The 23,373-nt window shown below is 67.1% G+C and carries 19 protein-coding genes; 11 read left to right on the top strand and 8 right to left on the bottom strand.

Annotation, left to right across the window (positions count from 1 at the left end; translation table 11 throughout):
* The first annotated feature begins 59 nt into the window (after nucleotides 1-59).
* From ABZS29_RS01210 to ABZS29_RS01195, 4 genes are all read left to right on the top strand, one after another.
* Nucleotides 60-1,829: a glycosyl hydrolase family 18 protein gene (locus ABZS29_RS01210; RefSeq protein ID WP_355457393.1), complete on the top strand. Its 1,770-nt coding sequence runs from the start codon at nucleotides 60-62 to the stop codon at nucleotides 1,827-1,829.
* Nucleotides 1,830-1,942: 113 nt separating this feature from the next.
* Nucleotides 1,943-3,604 carry an FAD-dependent oxidoreductase gene (locus ABZS29_RS01205; RefSeq protein ID WP_355457391.1) on the top strand — a complete coding sequence of 554 codons (1,662 nt, stop codon included), beginning with the start codon at nucleotides 1,943-1,945 and terminating at the stop codon, nucleotides 3,602-3,604.
* Complete coding sequence (locus ABZS29_RS01200) at nucleotides 3,604-5,085, top strand: ATP-binding protein (protein ID WP_355457389.1); 1,482 nt, start codon at nucleotides 3,604-3,606, stop codon at nucleotides 5,083-5,085. Before ABZS29_RS01205 ends, ABZS29_RS01200 begins: the two co-directional genes overlap by 1 nt.
* 20 nt (nucleotides 5,086-5,105) lie before the next feature.
* The gene (locus ABZS29_RS01195; RefSeq protein WP_355457387.1) at nucleotides 5,106-5,597 is read left to right on the top strand and encodes a GNAT family N-acetyltransferase; all 492 of its coding nucleotides are present in this window, start codon (nucleotides 5,106-5,108) and stop codon (nucleotides 5,595-5,597) included.
* On the opposite strand, the gene ABZS29_RS01190 is transcribed toward ABZS29_RS01195, so the two are convergent.
* Complete coding sequence (locus tag ABZS29_RS01190) at nucleotides 5,590-6,378, bottom strand: poly-gamma-glutamate hydrolase family protein (RefSeq protein WP_355457386.1); 789 nt, start codon at nucleotides 6,376-6,378, stop codon at nucleotides 5,590-5,592. The two genes, ABZS29_RS01195 and ABZS29_RS01190, sit on opposite strands and share 8 nt — an antisense overlap.
* A 70-nt stretch (nucleotides 6,379-6,448) precedes the next feature.
* Between ABZS29_RS01190 and ABZS29_RS01185 the strand changes: the two genes are divergently transcribed.
* A complete protein-coding gene (locus ABZS29_RS01185) occupies nucleotides 6,449-6,832 on the top strand; it encodes a DUF1398 family protein (protein WP_355457384.1) in 384 nt (127 codons plus the stop codon).
* A gap of 202 nt (nucleotides 6,833-7,034) precedes the next feature.
* On the opposite strand, the gene ABZS29_RS01180 is transcribed toward ABZS29_RS01185, so the two are convergent.
* On the bottom strand, nucleotides 7,035-7,964 hold the full coding sequence (locus tag ABZS29_RS01180; RefSeq protein WP_355457383.1) for a sugar kinase: 930 nt from the start codon (nucleotides 7,962-7,964) through the stop codon (nucleotides 7,035-7,037).
* A gap of 565 nt (nucleotides 7,965-8,529) precedes the next feature.
* A complete protein-coding gene (locus ABZS29_RS01175; protein WP_355457382.1) occupies nucleotides 8,530-9,150 on the bottom strand; it encodes a bifunctional 4-hydroxy-2-oxoglutarate aldolase/2-dehydro-3-deoxy-phosphogluconate aldolase in 621 nt (206 codons plus the stop codon).
* A gap of 122 nt (nucleotides 9,151-9,272) precedes the next feature.
* Between ABZS29_RS01175 and ABZS29_RS01170 the strand changes: the two genes are divergently transcribed.
* On the top strand, nucleotides 9,273-11,075 hold the full coding sequence (locus tag ABZS29_RS01170) for a sialidase family protein (protein WP_355457381.1): 1,803 nt from the start codon (nucleotides 9,273-9,275) through the stop codon (nucleotides 11,073-11,075).
* A gap of 2 nt (nucleotides 11,076-11,077) precedes the next feature.
* On the opposite strand, the gene ABZS29_RS01165 is transcribed toward ABZS29_RS01170, so the two are convergent.
* The 4 genes from ABZS29_RS01165 to ABZS29_RS01150 are packed head-to-tail and all read right to left on the bottom strand — an operon-like array spanning nucleotide 11,078 to nucleotide 14,413.
* A complete protein-coding gene (locus ABZS29_RS01165) occupies nucleotides 11,078-11,848 on the bottom strand; it encodes a hypothetical protein (protein ID WP_355457380.1) in 771 nt (256 codons plus the stop codon).
* On the bottom strand, nucleotides 11,842-12,987 hold the full coding sequence (dgoD, locus tag ABZS29_RS01160) for a galactonate dehydratase (RefSeq protein ID WP_355457378.1): 1,146 nt from the start codon (nucleotides 12,985-12,987) through the stop codon (nucleotides 11,842-11,844). The genes ABZS29_RS01165 and dgoD overlap by 7 nt, the downstream gene beginning before the upstream one ends.
* A complete protein-coding gene (locus ABZS29_RS01155; RefSeq protein WP_355457377.1) occupies nucleotides 12,984-13,694 on the bottom strand; it encodes a FadR/GntR family transcriptional regulator in 711 nt (236 codons plus the stop codon). Before ABZS29_RS01155 ends, dgoD begins: the two co-directional genes overlap by 4 nt.
* Nucleotides 13,691-14,413, bottom strand: a complete 723-nt coding sequence (locus ABZS29_RS01150; protein ID WP_355457375.1) for an SDR family NAD(P)-dependent oxidoreductase — start codon at nucleotides 14,411-14,413, stop codon at nucleotides 13,691-13,693. The genes ABZS29_RS01155 and ABZS29_RS01150 overlap by 4 nt, the downstream gene beginning before the upstream one ends.
* A 221-nt stretch (nucleotides 14,414-14,634) precedes the next feature.
* Between ABZS29_RS01150 and ABZS29_RS01145 the strand changes: the two genes are divergently transcribed.
* The 5 genes from ABZS29_RS01145 to ABZS29_RS01125 are packed head-to-tail and all read left to right on the top strand — an operon-like array spanning nucleotide 14,635 to nucleotide 21,681.
* Nucleotides 14,635-15,924, top strand: a complete 1,290-nt coding sequence (locus tag ABZS29_RS01145) for a substrate-binding domain-containing protein (protein ID WP_355457374.1) — start codon at nucleotides 14,635-14,637, stop codon at nucleotides 15,922-15,924.
* A gap of 2 nt (nucleotides 15,925-15,926) precedes the next feature.
* Complete coding sequence (locus ABZS29_RS01140) at nucleotides 15,927-16,808, top strand: sugar ABC transporter permease (RefSeq protein ID WP_355460806.1); 882 nt, start codon at nucleotides 15,927-15,929, stop codon at nucleotides 16,806-16,808.
* Entirely contained in the window at nucleotides 16,805-17,620 is an 816-nt protein-coding gene (locus ABZS29_RS01135; RefSeq protein ID WP_355457373.1) for a carbohydrate ABC transporter permease, read from the top strand. The genes ABZS29_RS01140 and ABZS29_RS01135 overlap by 4 nt, the downstream gene beginning before the upstream one ends.
* Nucleotides 17,617-19,599, top strand: coding sequence for an alpha-galactosidase (locus ABZS29_RS01130; RefSeq protein ID WP_355457371.1), 1,983 nt, complete (start codon nucleotides 17,617-17,619; stop codon nucleotides 19,597-19,599). Before ABZS29_RS01135 ends, ABZS29_RS01130 begins: the two co-directional genes overlap by 4 nt.
* Nucleotides 19,600-19,614: 15 nt before the next feature.
* Nucleotides 19,615-21,681: an NPCBM/NEW2 domain-containing protein gene (locus ABZS29_RS01125; RefSeq protein WP_355457369.1), complete on the top strand. Its 2,067-nt coding sequence runs from the start codon at nucleotides 19,615-19,617 to the stop codon at nucleotides 21,679-21,681.
* Between the two features lie 67 nt (nucleotides 21,682-21,748).
* Here ABZS29_RS01125 and ABZS29_RS01120 read toward each other — a convergent pair whose 3' ends face one another.
* Nucleotides 21,749-23,371 (bottom strand): family 20 glycosylhydrolase, encoded by a 1,623-nt coding sequence (locus ABZS29_RS01120; RefSeq protein ID WP_355457368.1) that lies wholly within the window; start codon nucleotides 23,369-23,371, stop codon nucleotides 21,749-21,751.
* Nucleotides 23,372-23,373 lie beyond the last annotated feature (2 nt).

The raw sequence follows: 23,373 nt of genomic DNA, 5'->3' as shown, positions 1-23,373 counted from the left end.
CCGGAGTTATTAAGCCTCTCTACTAAATCCGTCCCCTCCGCCCATCTGGGAGGTTCACCATGCGTTCACGACTGTTGGCAGTCGTCGTCGGACTGCTGCTTGTGCTCGTCGGCGGGACCCAGGTTGCGCAGGCGGCGAACATCTTGACCAATCCGGGGTTCGAGAGCGGCTCACTGAGCGGCTGGAGCTGTTCGGGCGGCTCGGTGGTCAGCACTCCCGTGCATAGTGGCGGCTTCGCGCTCAACGGTGCGGTGTCCGGTTCCGACTTCGCCCAGTGCAGCCAGACGGTGACAGTGCTCCCGAGTACGACGTACTCGCTGTCGGGGTGGGTGCGTGGTTCGTACGTCTATCTGGGAGTCACCGGGGGCTCCTCTACCTGGACGCCGTCGGCCGCGAGCTACACCCAACTGAGCCTCTCGTTCACGACCGGTGCGAGCCAGACGTCCGCTCAGATCTACGTGCATGGCTGGTACGGCCAACCGGCGTACCAGGCGGATGACATCGCCCTGGACGGTCCCGGCGGCAACCCGCAGCCCGGTGGACCGAGTGTGCCCGGTACGCCGTCAGTCACCAGTACGACGAGCAGTGCGATCGGACTGAGTTGGGGCGCCTCGACCGGCACCGTGACCGGCTACCGGGTCTACGAGGGGTCGACGGTGGTCCAGACAGTCACCGGTACGACGGCCACGGTCAGCGGACTCGGCGCCTGCACCAGCCACACCTACACCGTTGCCGCATACAACAGTGTTGGAGAGTCGGCGAAGTCAGGCGGTGCGTCAGCGACCACCACAGGCTGCACTAGCACCGGACTGCCGAAGCATGCGCTGATCGGCTACCTGCATGCGAGTTTCGCGAACGGCTCCGGGTACGTGCGGATGGCCGACGTACCGAGTGAGTGGAACATCATCAACCTGTCCTTCGGGGAGCCGACCTCGGTGACATCCGGGGACATCCGGTTCAACCGCTGTCCGGTGAGCGAGTGCCCGAGTGTGGAGAGCGATGCGGACTTCCTGGCCGCTATCAAGGCCAAACAGGCCGCAGGCAAGAAGGTGCTGCTCTCGATCGGCGGACAGAACGGACAGGTGCAGCTGACCACCGCAGGTGCGCGGGACACGTTCGTGAACTCGGTGAGCGCGATCATCGACCGCTGGGGCCTGGACGGACTGGATGTCGACTTCGAGGGGCACTCGCTCTATCTGGATGCCAACGACACCGACTTCCGCAATCCGACCACTCCGGTCGTGGTGAACCTGATTTCGGCGCTCAAGTCGCTCAAGGCGAAGTACGGCGCGAAGTTCGTGCTGACGATGGCTCCGGAGACGTTCTTCGTGCAGATCGGCTACCAGTTCTACGGCGGGGGCACGAACGGCGGTGACAACCGCAGAGGGTCCTATCTGCCGGTCATCCACGCGATGCGGGACGCCCTGACCGTGCTGCACGTCCAGGACTACAACTCCGGTCCGGTGATGGGGCTGGACAACCAGTACCACACCATGGGCGGCGCAGACTTCCACATCGCGATGACCGACATGATGAAGGCCGGCTTCCCGGTCGGAACCACCGGACAGACCTTCCCTGGGCTGCGCGAGGACCAGATCGCGTTCGGACTGCCCGCCGCGACCAGTGCCGGCAACGGCTACACCGCACCGGCCGCCGTACACCAGGCACTGGACTGTCTGGTGAAAGGACAGAGCTGTGGTGGCTACACGCTGCGGGGCGGCGCCTCACCGGCGCTCCGCGGGCTGATGACGTGGTCGATCAACTGGGACAAGTACTACAACTGGGAGTTCCGGAACAGTCACGCCCCGTACCTCGCGGCCCTGCCGTAACAGGGCCGTAGGCCCGGCCCCGCTGTTCGGTCCGCGCCCCGCCCCCGCGGACCGAACCGGGGCCTGTGGACAATCGATCCCTCTTTGTGGGTTTTCGCTGGTATCAATGAGGCATGACAGCGTCGACTTCCCGCCCGGTGATCCTCACCGTGGACGACGACCCGGGCGTTTCCCGGTCCATCGCTCGTGACCTCCGTCGGCGGTATGCCGAGGAGAACCGCATCGTCCGGGCCGAAACCCCGGCCCAAGCCCTGGACGCCCTCAAGGAGCTGAAGCTTCGCGGCGAGCAGGTGGCCCTCCTGCTCGCCGACTACCGCATGCCGCAGATGTCCGGGATCGAGTTCCTCGAGGCCGCGATGGATCTGTACCCGCTGGCCCGCCGGGTCCTGCTGACGGCGTACGCGGACACGGACGCCGCGATTCAGGCGATCAACGTGGTCGATCTCGACCACTACCTGCTCAAGCCCTGGAACCCGCCGGAGGAGAAGCTCTACCCGGTGGTCGACTCGATGCTGGAGCTCTGGAAGACGACTCCGGTGGCGTCGTCCGACGAGACTCGCGTCATCGGTCACCGCTGGTCGGCGCCCTCGTTCGCGGCGCGTGACTTCCTCGCCCGGAACGCAGTGCCGTACCAGTGGCTCGGTGTGGACGACGACGAGAGCAAGCGCCTGCTCGAAGCCGCCGGCCTCGACGGTACGACCCTGCCGGTCGTCATCACGCCGGACGGATCGGTGCTGGTGGCACCTAGTGAGTCAGAGCTGGCCGACAAGGTCGGTCTGGCGACGAACCCGGCCGCTGAGTTCTATGACTTGGTTGTGGTCGGCGGCGGCCCAGCAGGGCTAGGTGCAGCCGTGTACGGCGCCAGTGAGGGACTGCGGACCGTTCTGGTCGAGCAGGTGGCGACAGGTGGTCAGGCTGGTCAGTCGAGCCGTATCGAGAACTACCTGGGCTTCCCGGACGGCGTATCGGGCGCGCAGCTGACAGACCGGGCGCGGCGACAGGCAGTCCGATTCGGAGCCGAGCTGCTGACCGCACGGCAAGTGGTGGGGTTGGAGACCATCGGTTCGGCGCGGCGGCTCAAGTTCTCCGACGGCAGCGAGATCTCCGCACACTCCGTCATCCTGGCGACCGGTGTCTCGTACCGGCAGCTGAATGCGCCCGGCATGGACGACCTGTGCGGCCGCGGCATCTACTACGGCGCGGCCACCACCGAGGGGCCGAGCTGCGCCGGCCAGGAGGTCTACATCGTCGGCGGAGCGAACTCCGCCGGTCAGGCTGCGGTCTATTTCTCGAAACACGCTTCGCGCGTGCATATGCTGGTAAGAGGTCCCTCGCTCGAGGCGACCATGTCGTCGTACCTGATCGATCAGATCGCCGGCATCGACAACATCGAGGTGCACACCTGCACGCAGGTGGTCTCCTGCAAGGGTTCGGATCATTTGGAGCGCGTGACGCTGGTCAACAGTGCGACCGGTGAGAGCCGCGAGGTGGACACGGAGTGGATGTTCGTGTTCATCGGAGCGGCCCCACGGACGGACTGGCTGCCCGGCGACCTGCTGCGCGACGAGCGCGGCTTCGTGCTGACCGGTCCGGACCTGCGCGGCCGGCCACCGGGCTGGGCGCTCGAGCGCGACCCCTACCACCTGGAGACGAGCATGCCCGGCGTCTTCGCGGCCGGGGACGTGCGGGCCGAGTCCGTGAAGCGGGTCGCCTCGGCTGTCGGTGACGGCGCGATGGCCGTGACCTTGGTGCACCGATACCTGGAGATGCTCTGATGACTGTGCCTGAGAGTGCGCCTGCTGACAGCGCACCCGAGCTGCGACGGATGACCCGCGACGAGCTGCGCACGCTGTTCCTGTTCGAGGCGCTGTCCGACGACCAGCTCGACTGGGTCGCCCGCGAGGGCTACGTCATCCATGTCGAGGAAGGGCAGGTCTTCCAGGAGGGCGCGGAGGCGACCTGCTGTTTCATGCTGCTGTCCGGTTCGCTGCGGATGTGCAAGCTGCTGCAGGGTGAAGAGGTCGAGACCAACCGCAGTTCCCAGCGCGGTGTCTACGCCGGTGCGTTCAACGCGTTCTTCGGCGACAACGAGAGCAAGACCTACAACGCCTCGATGTACGTCCTGGAGCCGTCGGACTTCTACGTGATCGATGCCACGACGATGGCCACCATGGTCAGCACGTGGTTCCCGATGGCGATGCACCTGATCGAGGGCTTCGTGATGGGGACCCGCCGTAGCAACGAGACCATCGGCCAGCGCGAGCGGCTGCTGGCCCTCGGCTCGCTGTCGGCCGGCCTGACGCATGAGCTGAACAACCCGGCCGCGGCCGCGGTGCGGGCAGCGGCGACGCTGCGGCAGCGCGTGGCCGGCATGCGCCACAAGCTGGCGATGCTTGCCGACGGGACGCTCGACGCGACCAAGCTGCACAAGATCGTCGCGATCCAGGAGGACGCGGTCGAGCGCGTGGCCAAGGCGCGCGACATGAGCGCGATGGAGCAGAGCGACGCCGAGGACGAGCTCTCGGACTGGCTGGACGACCACGGCGTCCGTGACAGCTGGGACGTCGCACCGGTGCTTGCGGCAGTCGGTCTGGATGCGGACTGGATGGAGGGCGTGCGCGCCGCGGTCGGCGACGAGTACCTCGAAGGTGCGGTCCGCTGGCTGATGTACACGATCGATACTGAGTCCCTGATGAACGAGATCGACGACTCGGTCACGCGCATCTCGACACTGGTCGGTGCGGCCAAGCAGTACTCGCAGATCGACCGAGCGCCGTACCAGATCGTTGATCTGCGCGAGCTGCTGAAGTCGACGCTGGTGATGATGTCGGGCAAGTTCGAGGGGCTGACGATCGTCAAGGAGTTCGACCCCGACCTGCCGCAGATCCCGGCGTACGCTGCGGAGCTGAACCAGGTGTGGACGAACATCATCGACAACGCGGTGCAGGCGATGAACGGGTCAGGCACGCTGACGCTCCGGACCAAACGCGACGGTCAGTACGTCGTCGTCGAGATCGGCGACACCGGTCCGGGAATCCCCGCCGACATCCGCACTCGGATCTTCGAGCCGTTCTTCACCACCAAGCCGATCGGTGAAGGCACCGGCCTCGGACTGGACATCTCCTGGCGGATCGTGGTCAAGAAGCACCACGGCGATCTGCGGGTCGAGTCGGAGCCGGGCAACACCTGGTTCAAGATCGTTCTGCCGGTCGACCCCGAGGCGGAGATCCAGGCGCAGGGCGAACTGATCTCTTGAGCTCGCCGCGGATTCGATTGGTGGAGCTGCCGCAGGCAGGGATGACCGCCTTGCTGGCGGACGATCTGGCGGCAGCTCAAGCGGCGACCGGGGTCGAGCTCGGGCCGTTGTTCATTGGTGATCGTGCGAAATGGCTATGGAACTACCGGCTCAAGCAGCTTGAGGTGGAGCCGGAGGCTGCGGCCTGGATCGCGCGGATTGTCGTTGCCGAGCCGGAGGATGTCGTCGTCGGGTACACGGGATTCCACGGGCCACCGGATGCGGACGGCATGGTGGAGGTCGGGTACACCGTCGATCCGGCGTACCAGCGGCGGGGTTATGCGACGGCGATGCTCGGGGCACTGCTCGAGCGCGCCGAGCGGGAGCCCGCCGTACGGGTGGTGCGGGCGTCGATCAGCCCGGACAACGTTGCGTCGCTGGCGACGGTGGCGAAGTTCGGGTTCGCGCAGGTGGGCGACCAGTGGGACGACGAAGACGGGCTGGAGTTGCTCTTCGAGCTGCCGATCAAGTGATCGGCTGGGTGGCCTCGATGTCCGCGATGGCTGCCCGGGTGGCGTTGGTGAAGCTCCAGAACACGTCTTGAAGAGTGTTCTTGCGCTCGGCGCGGGAGTTGATCCCGAACATGGCAAGCCGAAGCGGCGTGGTGATTTCGAGCTGCGCTCCGGCGCCGAGCAGCGTGCGGTTCGCGATGTTGGCCGGGTCGTCACCATTGAGGTCCGGGAGGTTGGCCGCGTTGATCGCCCGTACGCCGGCTGCCGTGAGCCTGGTGATGAGCCGCGACTTGAGCGCGTTGTTGCGGCCGCCGACGAGCACCGCCTGAGTGCCGTCCGGGAGTCCGGCCTGGGACTCCTTGCAGCCGTGCAGACCGATGGCATTGAGCGAACCGGCCGTCAGGGAACGCGCCATGTGGTCGTCGCAATGCGCTGACGTGACGTGTAGCGCCCCGTTGTCAGAGGTGCGCAGGCCCTCGAACATCCAGTAGTCGTGCAGTGGGCCGGTCGGCTCCAGGGTTTTCGGGTGATAACCGCTGACCGCTAGGCAGAGCTCCGACGTACCGGTTTCGATGCCGCCGCCGTGCGGAGCGAGGATCACTGTCCGCTGGGTGACGTTGCTGTCGAGCCAGGCATGCCGGCGGAATCGCCTGGCGTAGTCCTCTCCCTCGGTCAGGTCGGGGTCGGCGTACAGCTCTGTGTTGGACGTGTACTCGGTTGTGGTGGCCGATGCGGTCAGCATTCGCGACCCTGCCGCCGCCACTACAGCCATCCCCAGAAAGCCTCGCCGTGAGCTACGCATCCACCTACTGTGCGGTCGGTCCGGCGTTGGGGTTCGCGCAGACGGCGTGTCGTGATGTGAGACTTGGTGAATGTTCACGTTGCAGCAGGTCAACGAGATTCATGACCGACTCGGGAGTGCGTCGACACTGAAGGCCTACTTGGAGGCGCTGCGCTCGGTCGGTGTCGTAGCCAGTGATTCGTATCTGACCGACGGGCACACGGTGCACCGTGGTGCTGACGGCTACGAGGTCGCGACTGCGCCGGCGCACGAGGTGTTCGAGATCGCGACGACAAGCGATCGGGACGCCGCGCTGGAGCAGCTTCGGCTGGCCGAAGCGGGCGAGGCTTCCTACGTCGAGATGTCGCGCGGGCTGGCCGCCGCCGGGGTGGAGAAGTGGACCTTCGACACCGCGGCGCTGACGATCACGTACTACGACCGCGCGGGGACCGTGCTGCTGTCGGAGTCGGTATGACCTGTTCGGCGGACCGTCAGGCCATCACAAATGGGTGGGCGGACGCGGGCTGAGCGTGGGCCGCGGTGGGGGTGAGCAATTGTGGTGGCGTGGGGGTCCGGACTTCCACCACTCACTAAGTGCAGTGCGTGGCCGTTGGATGAGCCTGCGTAGGCGGGGAATGCGCGTGGGCACGGAGGTTGGTGAGTGGGGGCGGTCCGGGTTAGCGGAGGGCGGTGCCTTGGGTGTGGGTGAGGAGGGTGAGGTCTTGGCGGGTGGGGAGGGACTCCCAGTCGCCGAGGGCGGTGACGCAGAAGGCGCCTGAGGTGGTGGCTCGGGTGAGGCGGTCTTCCGCGGGGAGGTTGTCGAGGGTGGCGGAGAGGTAGCCGGAGACGAACGCGTCGCCCGCGCCGATGCTGTCGACGACGGTGACCGGGAGTGCCGCGCTGTGGAGGGTGCCGGCTGTGGTGTGGGACCAGGCGCCGTTGCCGCCGGCGGTGACGACTACTTCCGTGGCGGTCCGCATAAGGTCGGCGACCGGGTCCTCGGCGTCGGTGAGGAGGTCGAGTTCGTCGTCGGAGGCGAAGACGGTGTGCACGTGCGGGAGAAGCTCGCGGATGGCGGTGGCTTCCGCGCGCGACCAGAGGCGGGCGCGGTAGTTCACATCCAGCGAGACCTGTACGCCGTTCGCCGCAGCAGCCCGTACGACGGCCAGCGTCGCGGCGCGTGCGGTATCGGAGAGCGCCGGGGTGATGCCGGTGACGTGGAGCAGTCGCGGTTGGACTGCCTCCAACGCTGCTAGGCATTCGTCTGCAGTGACGGTGGAACCGGCGGAACCGCGGCGGTGGTAGCTGACCCGCGTGATGTCGTGCGACGGCTGGTCGAAGGCGATGAACCCGGTGAAGTCCGTGTCGGAGAACCGCATGCGCGAGGTGTCGACGGCCTCGGCACGGAGCGTGCGCTCGATCAGGCGGCCGGGTTCGTCGTTGCCTACAGCACCTAACCAGGTGGCAGTGTGCCCGAGGCGGGCGAGACCGATCGCGACGTTCGTTTCGGAGCCGGCGATCGACAGCCGCGCGTCGCCGCCGAGGCGCATCGCGCGCCGTGTCCGGAGGGAAACCATCGTCTCGCCGATGGTGAGCAGGTCGGTCATCGCGGTACTCCGAGGTTAGGTCCAGCGGCGTGCGTGCGGGGTAGGTCGAGGGGGCGTGCGTGCGGGGGTAGGTCGGGTGACGTGCGTGCGGGATGCGTCGTACCGGGGGAGCCGCCGATCCCACGACCTCATCTTGCGCACAACGGTGGGTCGTCGTGTCTTTGGGCACGAGGTGCGTCTTTGGGTATCCACCAACCGTTTTGTGGGTGCTGGGGTGGTTGGTGGGTGCTCAGAGTCGTGGTTGGTGCACAAAGGTGGGTGGGCTTGTCTTTGGGTGCGAAGTGCGAAGTGCGAAGTGCGAAGTGCGAAGTGCGAAGTGCGAGGTGCGGGGGCCGGGGAGCGGGATGCGGTGGTGGTGGGTGCGAGGTGCGTCTTTGGGTACCCACCAACCGTTTTGTGGGTGCTGGAGTGGTTGGTGGGTGCTCAAGGTCGGGGTTCGTGCACAAAGGTGCGGGAGCCTGTCTTTGGGTGCGAACTACGACGTGCGGGATGCGGTGGGGCGTGAGGTGCGGTGGTTGCGAGTGCGAGGTGCGGGGGTGCGGGGTGCGGGGGTGGTGAGGGTGGGTTAGAGGGTGAGTGTCGTGCGGAAGGTGGCGGCTCGGTCGGCTAACGCCTCGAGGGAACCGCCGGTGCCGGCGTCGCCTAGGAGGGGGGAGCCTACGCCGACCGCGACAGCGCCGGCGGCCAGGTATTCCGGGGCGGATGCAGCGTCCACGCCGCCTACGGCGATCAGGGGGGCGTGGGGGAGAGGTGCGGCTAGTTCGCGGAGGTAGGAGGGGCCGTGGACTTTGGCGGGGAAGATTTTGATGGCGGTGGCTCCTAGGTCGAGGGCTGCTACGACCTCGGTGGGCGTCAACGCCCCGCAGAGCAACGGGAGGCCGAGGTCGACGGCTCGGTGGGCGCCTTGGGTGATGGCGGGGGTGACGACGAAGGTGGCGCCGGCGGCGGCGACCTCGTCGGCTTGGGTGGGGGTGAGGACGGTGCCGGCGCCGATCAGGATGGTGGGGTTGTGAGCGGCACGCGCGACGGCGATAGCCTCCAGAGCGCCCGGCGTGGTGAGGGAGATCTCGAGGGCGGTGATGCCGGCTTCGACGAGGGTGTCGACGCAGGCGACGGCGCGCTCGGGGGAGTCGGCGCGGATGATCGCGAGGATCTTCCGGTGACGCAGTTCGGCTAGCAGGTCCATGAATCCTCCGGAAGACATAGGACGTCTGATGTTCGCTGGTGGGAAGCGCTGAAAGAAGCTAAATTACTGCGAGAGCAACCCGTGAGGTTGTTTACTTTCCGTTCATTTGGAGGCATCCGCCCATGCCCACACGCCTTCCACTGCTGCTCGCGCTCGGCCTGCTGTTGCCGGCCGTGCCGCTGACTGCCGAAGCCGACAATCAGCCTGCTGCGATCACGCAGACGGTGCTGTTCAACAAGGGGGACGGCGGCTACGGCTGCTACCGGATCCCCGCCATAGTGAAGACCAAGACGGGCGCGCTGCTGGCGTTCGCCGAGGCGCGGCGTACGTGGTGCGCCGACTCGCAGGAGATCGACCTGGTCGTGAAGCGCTCCGACGACGACGGCCGGACCTGGTCGGAGGCCGAAACCGTGCTGTCCGGCACGGACGCGGATCCGAACGCGGTCGCCACCCGCGGCAATCCGGTGCCGATCGTCGACCAGGAGACGGGCGACATCGTGCTGCTGACCACGATGGACCCCGGTACGACGAGTCGCCCGCGGACGCCGTACGTGCAGACCAGCACGGACGACGGGCACACGTGGAGCAAGGCGACCAACATCGGCGCGCAGATCGATGATCCGACGTGGAGCTGGTACGCGACCGGGCCGATGCACGGCATCCAGCTCACGCGTGGCGCGCATGCCGGCCGAATGGTTGCTGGGACCAACTATGACGTCAACAACCAGGATGCGGCGCAGCTCGTCTACAGCGACAACAAGGGCGTGACCTGGCAGAAGGGTGCGACCGATCTCCGCATCGACGGCCAAGTGCCGCAGGAGATCAGCGTCGTCGAGAAGGTCGACGGTGGCATCCTGGCGATAGCGCGCAACAACGCCGGCGGTCCCGGCGTGAATCGGATGACCGCAGTCAGCAACGACGGCGGCGAGACGTACACGGCGCCGTACAAGACTGTCGATGGGCTGGTAACCCCGACGGTGCAGAGCTCGGTGCAACGGCTGCGGGCGGTCGATCAGGGCGACAAGTACAACCGGATCTTGCTCGCCGCACCGGCGGATCCGGACCGGCGGCGGTACATGACGATCCGGTCCAGCTTCGACGAGGGCAAGACCTGGCAGTCCGTTGCCGAAGGCACCCGAATCACCAGTGACTGGTCCGGCTACTCGGACATGGCCGTCCTGGATACCGGTGAGATCGGCTTGCTGTACGAGGCCGGTGCGGTTGATGCGCGGGACCAGATCCGGTTCGCGCGATTCACCGAGAACGACATCGGCCACCCGGATGCGCCGCTCGGGACGACCACGCCGGACGTGTCCGGGCTGGGCAACCACAGCTACCTGCGCGGCGGTACGACGTCGGTCGCGGGGAAGTTCGGTCAGGCGCGGGACCTCGATGGGACCGATGACGCGATCCAGTTGCCGTTCGCGGAGTCGCTCGCGGTCGGTGCCGGTGACTTCACGGCCATGGCGTGGATCAAGTACGGCCCCGGTACGGCGAACCAGGCGATCTTCTGGGGCTACAACATCAACGAATACTCGCAGTTCTGGCTGCGGGCCGAGCCGGGCGACAGTCGCATCCGCGGGTTGATCACCACGGGTGGGAAGACCGCGGTCGTGGCGACGACCAAGGCGTACAACGACAACACCTGGCATCACGTCGCACTGCAACGCAAGGCCGGGACGCTGGCGATCTGGGTCGACGGGGCGCAGGTCGCGTCCGTTGCGTCGCCCGAGGGTTCGGTCAGTCCGGGCCGGCCGTTCAAGATGTACGTCGGGCAGCGGCTCGACGGCGCGCATCACTTCAACGGCGCGATGGACGAGGTGCGGATCTACAAGCGGGCGCTGACCGCGGCCGAGATCGGCAGCATCCGCACGACCAACAGCACGACGGTGCCGAACGTCGTACTGGATCTGCCGCTCGGCTGACATCACACCGGCCTGGCGGAGATGGTCAGCCGCCAGGCCAGCTCACCACTCGCCGGTACGACGGCCGCGTCGCCGGGGCCGGCTTCGGCCAGGTCGAAGACGCGGCCGAGCATCGGTTCGACGCCCAGACTCCGGTACGGCGCGTTGGCCGGAAACCCGCCGAGGTTGCGCCAGAGCGCCGTGGAGACTGGTTGCCCGGGGCAACTGAGGTGGGTGGTGAGTTCGGTGCCGCCGTCGCGCACGGTCGTGGTCGGGCAATCGACCAGGATCGCGCCGACCGCCGTACCGTCAGTTGAACCATAGGTGTCGAGGCCGAGGGCCGGCCAGGGCGCGGTGACCCAGGGCGCGTTGGTCGGCCAGGCGTCGAGCAGTGGGGCCGCTTCGGGGTAAAGGCGGCACTCACTCGGATCCGCGGCAATGGTGGCGCCGACCGCGCAGTCCAGCAAGGCGTGAGCCGCCCAGATGAACCGGTACGCCGGTGGCGCGGTCAGGTGGTAGTCAACCGTGACGCAATCTTCCCCGCTGGTGAAGCTGCGGGTTAGCACAGTGTTGTCATAAGCAACTGTATCGGCCCATGGCTGGTTCCAAAGCCCACCGTGATCCGGCGTACCGCGAACAGTGGGGAAGCATTCATCGACACCACCCGCATCCGTGAACGCCGTGTGTCCCGTCCGCGGTCCGTCCACCAGACCAGGCCCGTCCCACAACCATTCGCGGTCGGCCAACCACAGTGAGGTCCACCGCCCGCCATCAGCCGCATCGATCCTCACCATTCGGCGAAGGTGCCGTCTTCTTGGGTCCAGACCGGGTTTCGCCAGGTGTGGCCGGTTTTGTCGGCGGCACGGACCGCGGCTTCGTCGACGGTGATGCCCAGGCCGGGGAGAGGGTTGTACGTGGCGTGGCCGTTGACCCAGGTGAAGGGGGCGGGGTCGACGACGTACGACGTCAGGTCGCTGGTGAGGTTGTAGTGGATGCCTCGGCTTTGTTCCTGGATGAGGAAGTTGGGGGTGGCGAAGGAGACCTGGAGGCTGGCGGCCAGGGAGATGGGGCCGAGAGGGCAGTGCGGGGCGAGCATCGCGCCGTGGGTGTCGGCGAGAGAGGCGATGCGGCGGAGTTCGGAGATGCCGCCGGCGTGGGAGACGTCGGGCTGGACGACGGCGACGCCGGCGTTCAGGGGAGCGACGAACTCGGAGCGGTGGTAGAGGCGTTCGCCTAGAGCGACTGGGACGGTGGAGCTGCTGACGACGTCGGCGAGGTGCAGCATGTGCTCGGGCAGCACGGGCTCTTCGACGAAGAGCGGGTGCAGGCCTTCGACTGCGTGCAGGATGCGGCGGGCACCGGCGACGCCGACGCGGCCGTGCAGGTCGATCGCGACGTCAAGGGTGTCACCGAGCGCGGAACGGGCTGCGGTCAGCCGGGCCACGATGTCGTTGATCTCGGCAAGCGATGGGGACGGCAGGATGCGGCCGCTGGCGTTCATCTTCACCGCGGTCATCCCGGCCGCGACCTGCTCGGCGACCTGATCGGCAACCTCGGCCGGCTCATCGCCGCCGACCCACGCGTAAACGCGGGCTCGGTCCCGGACCCGTCCACCGAGCAGTGCCGCGACAGGAGCGTCGTACACCTTGCCGGCGATGTCCCACAGTGCGTGATCGAGTCCGGCAACAGCGCTGCTCAAAACAGGCCCGCCGCGGTAGAAGCCGCCCTTGGTGAGCGTCTGCCAGTGGCGCTCGATCTGCAGCGGGTCCTGGCCGATCAGGTACTCCGACAGTACGTCGATCGCCGTCCGCACGACCTCGGCGCGACCCTCGACGACCGGTTCGCCCCAGCCGACGACACCGTCGCTGGTCTCGATCCGGCAGAACAGCCAGCGCGGGGGAACCAAGAACGTCTCGATGCGTTCGATCTTCACGACCCACGCACCTCGTGCAGGTCCTCGGCAGCCTTGGCCAACAGCTCCTTCATCGCTTGTTCAGCGGCAGCCGGGTCGTGAGCGCGAATCGCTTCCAGTACTCGGCGGTGGCTCGGCAATGGGTCGTCCGACGGCTTCACCTTGTGGACCAGCCGGTCGCGATCGGCCAGGCCGGTCTCCATGATCACTTCCATCTTGGTCAGCAGTTCGTTCCCGGTCGCGGCCAGCAAGGCGCGGTGGAACGCGAGGTCCGAGGCTACGGCCGCCCGGTCGTCGGTGGCCGACTCCATCGCCGCCATGGCTGCGTCCAGCGCCTCGAGATGTGAGTCCTGGGCGCGCACCGCGGCCAACCGAGCCGCGGCCGGCTCGACGATTCCGCGAACCTCGTGCAGCTCCTCGAGCAGCTCCGGCCGGACGTCGGAGTCGCTGAAGTGCCAGCGGATCATGTCCGGGTCGAGCAGGTTCCAGTCCGTCCGCGGCCGGACGAACGTGCCGCGCTTCTGCCGCGCGTCGACCAGTCCCTTGGCGGTCAGCACCTTCAGCGCCTCCCGGACCGCGGTCAGGCTGACCCCCAGGTCGGCCTGCAGATCGGGCACGTTGATGGTCGCGCCCTCCGGGATCGTCCCGGACAGGATGCGCTGCGCCATCACCTCCACGATCTGACCGTGCAGTCCCCGCTGGATTCCCGCCACACTGCTCTCCCTCATGCCGAGTCCTTGGCGGCGGACCAGCCGCCGTCGACCACAATGCTCGCCGCGGTGACGTACGACGCCTCCGCCGACAGCAGGAACGCCACCACCTGCGCCACCTCATCCGGTTGCCCGAGTCTGCCTGCCGCGGTCGCGCGAGCGCTCCGCTCCAGGTCCTCCGGTCCGTACCGGTCCCACGCGGCGGTCTTGATCGGTCCCGGCAACACCGAGTTCACCCGGATCGAACCGCCGTACTCGACACCCAACTGCCGCGCGAGTGCCACCAGCGCGCCTTTGCTCGCCGCATAAGCAGCATGCCCCGGGATCCCCGCCAATGCATGCACCGACGACACCAGTACGACGGAACCTTCGCGCGCCGCGAGGTCGTCGTACAGGGCGCGGAAGCCGAGGAAGGCGGCGCTCAGGTTCACGTCGAGCTGCCGTTGCCAGGACGCCGGCGTCATCTCGTGGGCCGGCCGGACATCGGAGATGTAGGCGTTGCTGACGAATCCGTCGATCGGCCCGAGCTCGTCGCGACCGCGGGACACCACCTCCGCCCAGGTGTCGGGTGACGTGACGTCACCGACGACGCTGAGCGCCTTGCCCGCGATCTCCCGTGAGGGATGGAGGTCGACCTGCACCACTGCGGCGCCCTCGGCCAGGGCGCGCTCGGCGCAGGCCGCGCCGATCCCCGACGCGGCCCCGGTCACCACGATCACCCGCCCAGCCAGCCGCACGCGTTGCCTCCTCCGAAGTCAGCTCCCAGCCAAGCACGTGGGCGGAGCTCCTCCAACGATGAACGAGGCATCAGTTGATCGTGACCGGCTGATCACGTCAAGCGATTTGCTCGTAATTTACGAATTAATATTGACACCTGGGATCGCTCGCCGCAAGATCGTCGGCAACACACCACTCCCTCGACTGGCACGCCGGCCGAGCAGATCTCAGGAGTTCAGGCATGACGGGTCTGGCAGCAGATCGACGTACTTTCCTCAAGGGACTCGGGCTGCTCGGCGCGGCCACGCTGGTGCCCGGCTGTGCGACCACAGCGTCGAGTCCGGGCAGCGGCGCGAGCAGCGGAGCAACTGGTGAGCTGTCGCTGCAGTCCAACCTGTCCGCCGAGCAGGCCAAGGGCGCGATGGAGAAGTTGGTTGCCGCCTACAACAAAACTGGCGGCGCGCAGGTCAAGCTCAACACGGTCGCGGCCGAGATCTACCGCACCCAGCTGCCGACGTACCTGACGAGTGCGAACCCGCCGGACGTCTACACCTGGTACGCCGGATCGGTCGCGGACTCGTATGCGAAGAAGGGCCTGCTGCTCGACGTGTCGAGCGTGTGGGAGGGCCTGGGCAACTACCCGAAGGCGATGCAGACGCTCTCGACCAGCAGCACCGGCGAGAAGATCTTCGTGCCGACCAGCTACTACTGGTGGGGCATGTTCTACCGGAAGTCGAACTTCGAGAAGTGGGGTGTGACCCCGCCGAAGACCTGGGACGAGTTCCTCGCGGTCTGCAAGACCATCCAGAGCAAGGGCGTCCCGCCGATCGGTATCGGGCTCGGCGACACCCCGTGGGTGGCCTCGGCCTGGTTCGACTACCTGAACATCCGGATCAACGGGGCGCCGTTCCACCGCGACCTGCTGGCCGGCCGCGGCCGCTTCGACGACCCCAAGGTCAAGGCCGTCTTCACGAAGTGGCAAGAGGCGCTGCCGTACTTCGACCCGAAGGGCAAGTCGTTCCCGTTCCAGGAGGCGACCTCCGCGCTGCTCGGCGGCAAGACCGGCATGTTCCTGATCGGCACCTTCTTCGCGGACTCCGCGCCCAAGGACGCGCTGGACGACATCGACTTCTTCCAGTTCCCGATCATCGACCCGGCGGTGCCGGTCGCCGAAGAGGCGCCGACCGACGGCTACTTCGCCTCGAAGAAGGCCAAGGACCCTGAAGGCGTGAAGAAGTTCATGACCTGGCTGGCCACGGCCGAGGCCCAGGAGATCTACGTCCAGAGCTCCTCCGGTACGGCGATCCCCGCGAACCCGGACGGCAAGTCCGCGGACACCCCGCTGGTGAAGAAGGGCAAGGCGATGATCGAGAGCGCCGCCGAGCTCACTCAGTTCTTCAACCGCGACTCCAGCGACGCGTTGCAGCCGACCGCGGACGCCGCGCTGACCAAGTTCCTCGACAAGCCGGACCAGATCGACAAGATCCTCAAGGACTGGCAGGCCGCAGCCGAGAAGGTCTTCAAGGCGTGAGCATGACGTCCACGCGGCGGCTGCACCGGGTCTCGCCGCTCATTCTGGCGTTTGTCTTTGTGCCGTTCGTGGTTGAGGCGGTGTGGGTGTTCTGGCCTGCCTTGCAGGGGTTCTGGCTGGCGTTGACCAAGTGGGACGGGTTGTCAGCGCCGACGTTTGTTGGCTTCGGCAACTTCCGCGACATGGTGTCGGACCCGATCTTCCGGACAGCGTTGAAGAACACGGCCATCTGGCTGGTGCTGTTCGGTGGACTGAGCGTGGCCGGTGGATTCGGGATGGCGTTGCTGTTGCAGCGGGAACGCCGTGGGGTGGGGATCTACCGGGCCGCTCTGTTCACGCCGGTCGTCTTCTCGCTGGTGGTGACCGCGCTGATCTGGCGGGTCTTCTACCAGCCGGACGGCCTGGTCGACTCGATCCTGCGCGGGGTGGGGCTCGGTGACTTCATCCGGCCGTGGCTGGCCGATCCCGACACCGCCTTGTACGCCGTGATCCTGCCGGCGCTCTGGCGGCAGATCGGGTATGTGATGGTGCTGTATCTGGCCGGGCTGAAGGCCGTCGATCCGGCGCTGTACGAGGCGGCGAAGATGGACGGTGCATCGGCTTGGCAGCGGACGCTGTACGTGACGATCCCGCAGCTGAAGGGCGTCAACTCGGTCGTGCTGTCGGTGATCGTGATCGACTCGCTGCGATCGTTCGACATCGTCTGGTCGATGACGAAGGGCGGTCCGTACCACTCGTCGGAGCTGCTCAGCACCTACATGTACTCGACCGCGTTCCAGTCCACGCAGCTCGGCTACGCGTCGGCGATCGCCGTGGTCATCTTCATCCTCGCCCTGGCCGTCATCCTCGGCTACCTGATTCGCGCCTTCCGGGAGGAAGCATGATCAAGCGCGTGGGCTACCACGTCGCGATGAGCGTGGTCTCGTTCCTCTGGGTCGCGCCGATCCTGTGGGTGGTCGTGATCTCGTTCCGGAGCTTCGACGATGTCGCGGCGAACGGGCTCGGATCGTTACCGCACTCGTTCACGTTCTCGACGTACAAGCAGGCTTGGCAGGACGCGGACGAGTTCCGGGCCCTGGTCAACAGTCTGCTGGTGACGATTCCTGCCGTGCTGCTGAGTCTCGGGCTGGCGTCGATCGCGGCGTACGGGCTGGCGCGCTACAACATCCCGTTCCGGCGGACGGTGTTGCTGCTGATGTTGATGGGCAACCTGCTGCCGCCGCAGATCCTGCTGATCCCGATCTCGCGATTCGTGGAACTGATCGGGTACTACGACACGCTGATCGCGTTGATCGCTGTGCATGTGGGGTTCGGGCTCGGGTTCTACACATTCGTGCTGCACGGGTTCATGAGGGACTTGCCGCGGGAGATCCAGGAGGCCGCGACGATCGACGGAGCCGGGCCGGGGAAGATCTACCTGAGCGTGATCCTGCCGCTGACACGGCCGGCTCTCGCGGCGCTTGGCGCGCTGTCGTTCACGTGGATCTTCAACGACCTGCTGTGGTCGATCACGGTCATCCGCTCCGGCGAGAAGATGCCGGTCACGCCCGCGTTGCTGGGTCTGCAGGGTCTGTTCGTGTCATCGTGGAACGTCATTGCCGCTGGCACCGTGATCGCCGCAGTGCCGACTGTGGCGGTGTTCCTGCGGTTCCAGAAGCACTTCGTCGGCGGGTTGGCGATCGGAGCCGTCAAGTGAAGACCTGGACGTTGCGCGGAGCAACCACCTCGTACGTCGTCGGCGTACCGGACCATGGCGAGTGGGCCCAGCTGGTTGCCTGGGGCCCGCATCCGGTCACAGGCGGTCCCTCGACCGGCACCGAACACTTCCTCCCACGGGCAGACGTCGAGCCGCTCGAGTACGCCGTCCGCGGAGTGCGGTACACCGCACCCGTGGACCTGGTGGTGAGTGGACCCGACGGAGTGGACGAGCTCCGTCCCGTGTTCGTGGAAGCCCGTGAGACAGCGGGTGGAGCCGGCGGCGCGGAGGGGCTGGCGGAGCTGGAGCTGGTGTTCGCCGATGCGGTTCGGGGTGTGCGTCTCTCCCTCCACTACCGGATCGAGGGTGATGCGGTGGAGCGGTGGGTTGCTGTTCGCAACGACGGGGACGACGTTCTCACGTTGCATCGGCACGACTCGGCTGGGTTCACCGTTCCGACCGGCAAGACCGTCAAGTACCTGTGGGGCGAGTGGAATAGCGAGTTTCAGCAGGCTGAGCTGACGCTTGAGCGTGGTCGGTTCACCGTCAACAGCGCGCAAGGGATCACCGGGCATTCGTACTCACCGTTCCTGGCTGTCGGCGGGTACGGCGTACAGCTGGCGTGGAGCGGATCGTGGGAGCTGACCGCGGATGCGGACACCACGGGGACGGTCCGGATCCAGGCCGGTCGCACCTCGTCGAGTCAGGGGCTACGACTGCAGCCGGGGGAGACGTGGACGTCGCCGAAGGCAGTCGGAGCTTGTAGCGCGGAGGGCGCGGACGGGCTGGCGCGGGTGTTCCACGAGTACGAGCGGGCGCGGTCCAGGCGGCGTACGCCGAAGGTGCTTTACAACTCGTGGTTCGCGACCGAGTTCGACATCCGGGCCGAGCACCAGCTGGAGCTGGCCAAGAAAGCCGCAGGGATCGGCGTCGAGACCTTCGTGGTCGACGACGGCTGGTTCATCGGCCGGACTGACGACGCCGGCGGGCTGGGCGACTGGGAGGTCGATCCGGCCAAGTTCCCGCAGGGGCTCGACACGTTCATCGGGCAGCTGAAGGAGCTGGGCCTCGACTTCGGGTTGTGGGTGGAGCCGGAGTCGGTGAACCCACGATCGCGCTTGGCGGCCGAGCACCCGGAATGGATTCTGCGGACGCCGAACCGGGAGCCGGTGCTGATCCGAAACCAACTGTTGCTGGATCTCAGCCGCGACGACGTCGCCGAGTTCGTCTGGCAGACGCTCGATCGGTTGCTGTCGACGTACGACATCACGTACCTGAAGTGGGACGCTAACCGGCCGCGGTTGGACAGCGGCGATCAGCGGCGGGATCTGGACGGTCGCGTGGTGAACAACTTGTACGCGATCCTCGATCGGCTGCGTGTCGAGCATCCCAAGGTGACCGTCGAAGGCTGCGCCGGTGGCGGCGCCCGGGTCGATCTGGGGATGGCTCAACGTGTCGACACCTTATGGCCGAGCGACAACACGGCTCCGCTGGATCGGCTCAGGATCCAGCAGGGATTCCGGACCGGGTTCGCACCGCATCTAATGAGCTCCTGGGTGACCGACGCCGAGGGCACTCATGACGACCGCGAGCGCTCGCTCGACTTCCGCTTCCATGTGGCGATGGCCGGCGTACTGGGGATCGGCGCCGACCTGTCGCGCTGGACCGACGACCAGTTGAAGACCGCAGCGCGCCACATCGAGCAGTACAAGGACATCCGCGACCTGGTCGTCAACGGCACGGTCTACGGCCTGCAGGACGGCATCCAGTACGTCGGTACGAGCCGTTCCGTGGTGTTCCTGTGGGAGACGGGAACGCTGCCGACCCGGCCGCGGCGGGTCCCATTGGCCGGGCTGGACCCGGCCAAGAACTACCGGGTGGGGTCCGAGACTCTCCCGGGCAGCTACCTGCTGCAGGTCGGTGTCGCCTTCGGGGACGCCGACTCGCAGTGTCTGGTCATCGAAGCAGTCGACTGCTGAATCGAAGGGACAAAGATGAGGCGATTTTTCGGTGGGGTGATCGCGGCGGCACTGGTGGCCGGCGCGTTCGCGACCACCACGACGGCCCCGGCTGTTGCGGCTCAGGCAACAGCACCGGTCCTCAGCCCGACGCCGTACCAGGGCTGGAACACCTACTACGGTCTCGGCGGCGACTTCACCGAGGACACGATCAAGTCGGTCGCCGACTCGCTGGTCAGCCGCGGGCTGGCCAAAGCCGGCTACGACATCGTCTGGCTCGACGGCGGCTGGCAGGCCGACCAGTCGCGCAGTGACGCGGGCGACCTGGTCGCCAACCCGGCGAAGTTCCCGAACGGGCTGAAGCCGCTGGTCGACTACATCCACAGCAAGGGGCTCAAGGCCGGCATCTACACCGACGCCGGTCCGTACATCCCGGGCAAGTGCGGACTCGGCAGCGGCGGCTACTACCAGCGCGACGCCGACCAGTTCGCCGCGTGGGGCTTCGACGCGGTCAAGGTCGACTACCTGTGCGGGATCGCGGCGAACCTCGACCCGAAGACGGTCTTCACCGAGTTCGCCCAGGCTCTGCGGAACAACGCGAGCCACCGCCCGATGATCTTCAACCTCTGCAACCCGGTGACCTCGCCGGACTGGGGCAACTACCCCGAGTCGCAGCAGTCGATCAACTCGTGGTCGTACGCACCCGACATTGCACAGTCTTGGCGGACCTACACCGATGTCGGCTTCCAGGGCGACATCAAGTTCAAGGACGTCCTGCGGAACTACGACGCGAACGCGCGGCACCCGGAGGTTGTGCGGCCGGGCGCGTTCGGCGACCCGGACTACCTGGCTCCGGAGTTGGGCATGTCGGATGAGGAGTTCCGTTCGCAGCTGACGCTGTGGGCCGTCGCTGCCGCGCCGCTGGTGGTGGGCAGCGACGTACGGAAGCTGAGCGCGACCACGATCTCGATGCTCACCGATCCCGACGTACTGGCGATCAATCAGGACAAGGCCGCGGTCCAGGCGGTTCGGGCCGGTGCGGCCGGTACGACGGAGACGTGGGTGAAGCAGTTGGCCGATGGAAGTCGCGCGGTCGTGCTGCTGAACCGTGGCGACAGCGCTCGGACGATCACCACGACGGCCAAGGCGGTTGGGCTGAGCGGTGCGCGGTTCACGCTGAAGAACGCCTGGACGAACAAGGTGACCGAGAGCGCGGGCACGATCAGCGCGGCCGTCCCGGCGCACGGTACGGCGCTCTTCCGGGTCTCGCCGGCTACCGGATTGCCGGGTGCGTCGCACGTGACGGCGGGGATCCCGCAGGTGACGAAGGTCGGAACCGACATTCAGCCTGAAGGCGCGGCGCCGGTGGTTGCCGGTGGCGACGAACTGACTGTCCAGGTCGCTGTTCGGAACGATGGTCTGCTCCCGGTGCTGCAGCCGGCCGTGACCGTGGCCGGTGGCACCGGGTGGACCGTGAAGTCGTTGACGAAGGCTCCATTGTTGATTGCCAGTGGCAAGCAAGCGACCTTCGCGTTCACGATCAAGCTACCGCTCAGCGCAGCGCCCGGTACGGCGAGCTTGACCGCAACGACGTCGTACGACGCGATCGGGTACGGCGCCCAGCGGCTGACGACCGTATTGTCGCCGGTCGTGGTCGCGCCCGTGCCGCCGAAGGGTACGGTCCCGCTGTCGCATCACCAGTGGATCACCGCGACCAGCGGCTGGATGACACCGGCCATCGACGAAAGCGTCGGCGGCGGCAACCCCATCAAGCTGACCGGAACGACGTACCCGACCGGTATCGGTGTCGCCTCGCCGTCGCTGGTCCGCTACTACCTGGGCAAGGCCTGCACCCGCCTGAACGGCACCGTCGGAATCGACGACGTCGTCAGCAACGTCGGTCCGGACGGCGGCACGTCGACCTTCCAGATCGTTGGTGACGGCAAGGTTCTGTTCGACAGCGGGACCGTCGATCGCTTCACCCCGAAGCCCTTCGACGTCGACCTGACCAACGTCCGCGTCCTGGACCTCGTCGTCGGCGACGCCGGCGACGGCGGCTACAACGACCGCGCCGACTGGGCCGCCCCGACAGCTACCTGCTGACCTTCACTTTGGGCACCCATCAGCCACCTCACGCCGCAGCGGATGGTTGGTGGGTGCCCAAGGTCAGCTAGAGCCAGTCGATCTCCGAGGACTTGAAGTAGGTCCAGCCTCGGTGGGTCCAGAGGGGGGACTGCGCGGCTAGGTGGGTGGCGTAGGTGGGCCAGGTCGTGGTGTGGGACCAGGCTTTTTCGGCGGCGCCGGGGAGGCGGGGGAGGAGCAGGAACTCCAGGTCGTCGCGGCTGGTGACTGTTTCGCACCAGACGGCGGCTTCGACGCCGGCCAGCTGGTCGTCGGAGGTGACGCCGGGGGTGTTGGCGACCGGGTCCCAGTCGATGCCGTCGTGGATCGTGGCCGGCGGGTAGGCGCGGAGGCCGACGCGGGCTCGGGTTTCCTCTTGCTCGGGGTCGGCGGACTCGGCGGCGTGGGGGCGGTCGAAATACAAGTACGTGGTGGCGGAGACGAGGAGTTTGCCGCCGCGTTCCAGGGCCTTCGGTACGTCGTGCCTGGCCTTGCCGAGGTGTTCGATCAGGAACTCCGGGACCTCGGGCCGCTCGGAGATCGCGTCGATGTCCTGGACGTCCAGCCAGTACTGCGTGACGTCGGCCGGGTCCACGTCGGCGCGGGCGATCTCCTGCCAGCCGACGACCCGCTTGCCCTTGTCCCGGACGAGTTCCGCGGCACGGCGTACGAAGGTGGCGTGCGCTTCGTCGGACATGCCCCAGGCTTCGTCACCGCCGATGTGCAGGTACGCCGAGCGCGGGAACTGCGGGACCACCGCGTCCACGACGTCCTCGACGAAGGTCCAGACCGCCGGATCGGCCGGATCGAGGGAGTGAAACTCGAGGTGGCCGCCGTCGGGCAACGGGATGCCGGGGAGCTCGGTGGTGAGTTCGGGGTACGCGCGGGAGACCGCGCCGGTGTGGCCGGGGAAGTCGATCTCCGGGACCAGGGTGACGAACCGTTCCTCGGCGTACCGGTTGAGCTCGGCGAGTTCCAGCGGGGAGTAGTAACCGCCGGGGCGGTCGGCCATCGCGCCGAGTGAGCCGAACTTGATGAGTTCGGGGCGGTTGGGGACCTCGAAGCGCCAGCCTTGGTCGTCGGTGAGATGCAGGTGCAGGACGTTGAGCTTGTAGAGCGAGCACATGTCGATCACGCGGCGTACCGTCTCCGGCGGGTGGAAGGTCCGGACGACGTCGAACGACAACCCGCGCCATGCGAACCGCGGTCCGTCGATGATGCGCTGGCACGGGATGTTCGCACCGTGTACGGCGATCAGCTGCCGGAGCGTGGTGAGGCCACGGAACACGCCTTCGGTGGTCGGGCTCCAGACTCGGATGCCGGTGGAGCTCACCTCTAGTCCGTAGCGTTCGTCGACCTCCGCGCCGTCGGCGCGAACGCCGGCGACGGCCGGTACGTCGTCCAGTCCGTCTGCGCCGAAGGTTATGTGAATCCCACCTGAGGCGGCCGAGGAGACCGCGTCGGCTGAGCTCGCACCGGCCGGAAGTAGGAGGGCCAGGGCAGAATCCAGTCGGAGGTCGGTGGCGAACTGGGCTGCGACGGGGGCCAGCTCGGGGGAGCCGACCGTGAGCGGAGTGCCGGCGGTGAGGGCAGAGTCGGGGGTGAGCGGAGTGCCTGCGGTGAGCACGAAGACGCCTTCGCCGGGCGTGGTCGACACGGGGCTGGGGATCATGG

The sequence above is a fragment of the Kribbella sp. NPDC005582 genome, assembly GCF_040605415.1.
Classification (GTDB): Bacteria; Actinomycetota; Actinomycetes; order Propionibacteriales; family Kribbellaceae; genus Kribbella.
The sequence above is the reverse complement of the archived record's forward strand: the minus strand, read 5'-3'. Positions and strand labels throughout refer to the sequence as shown.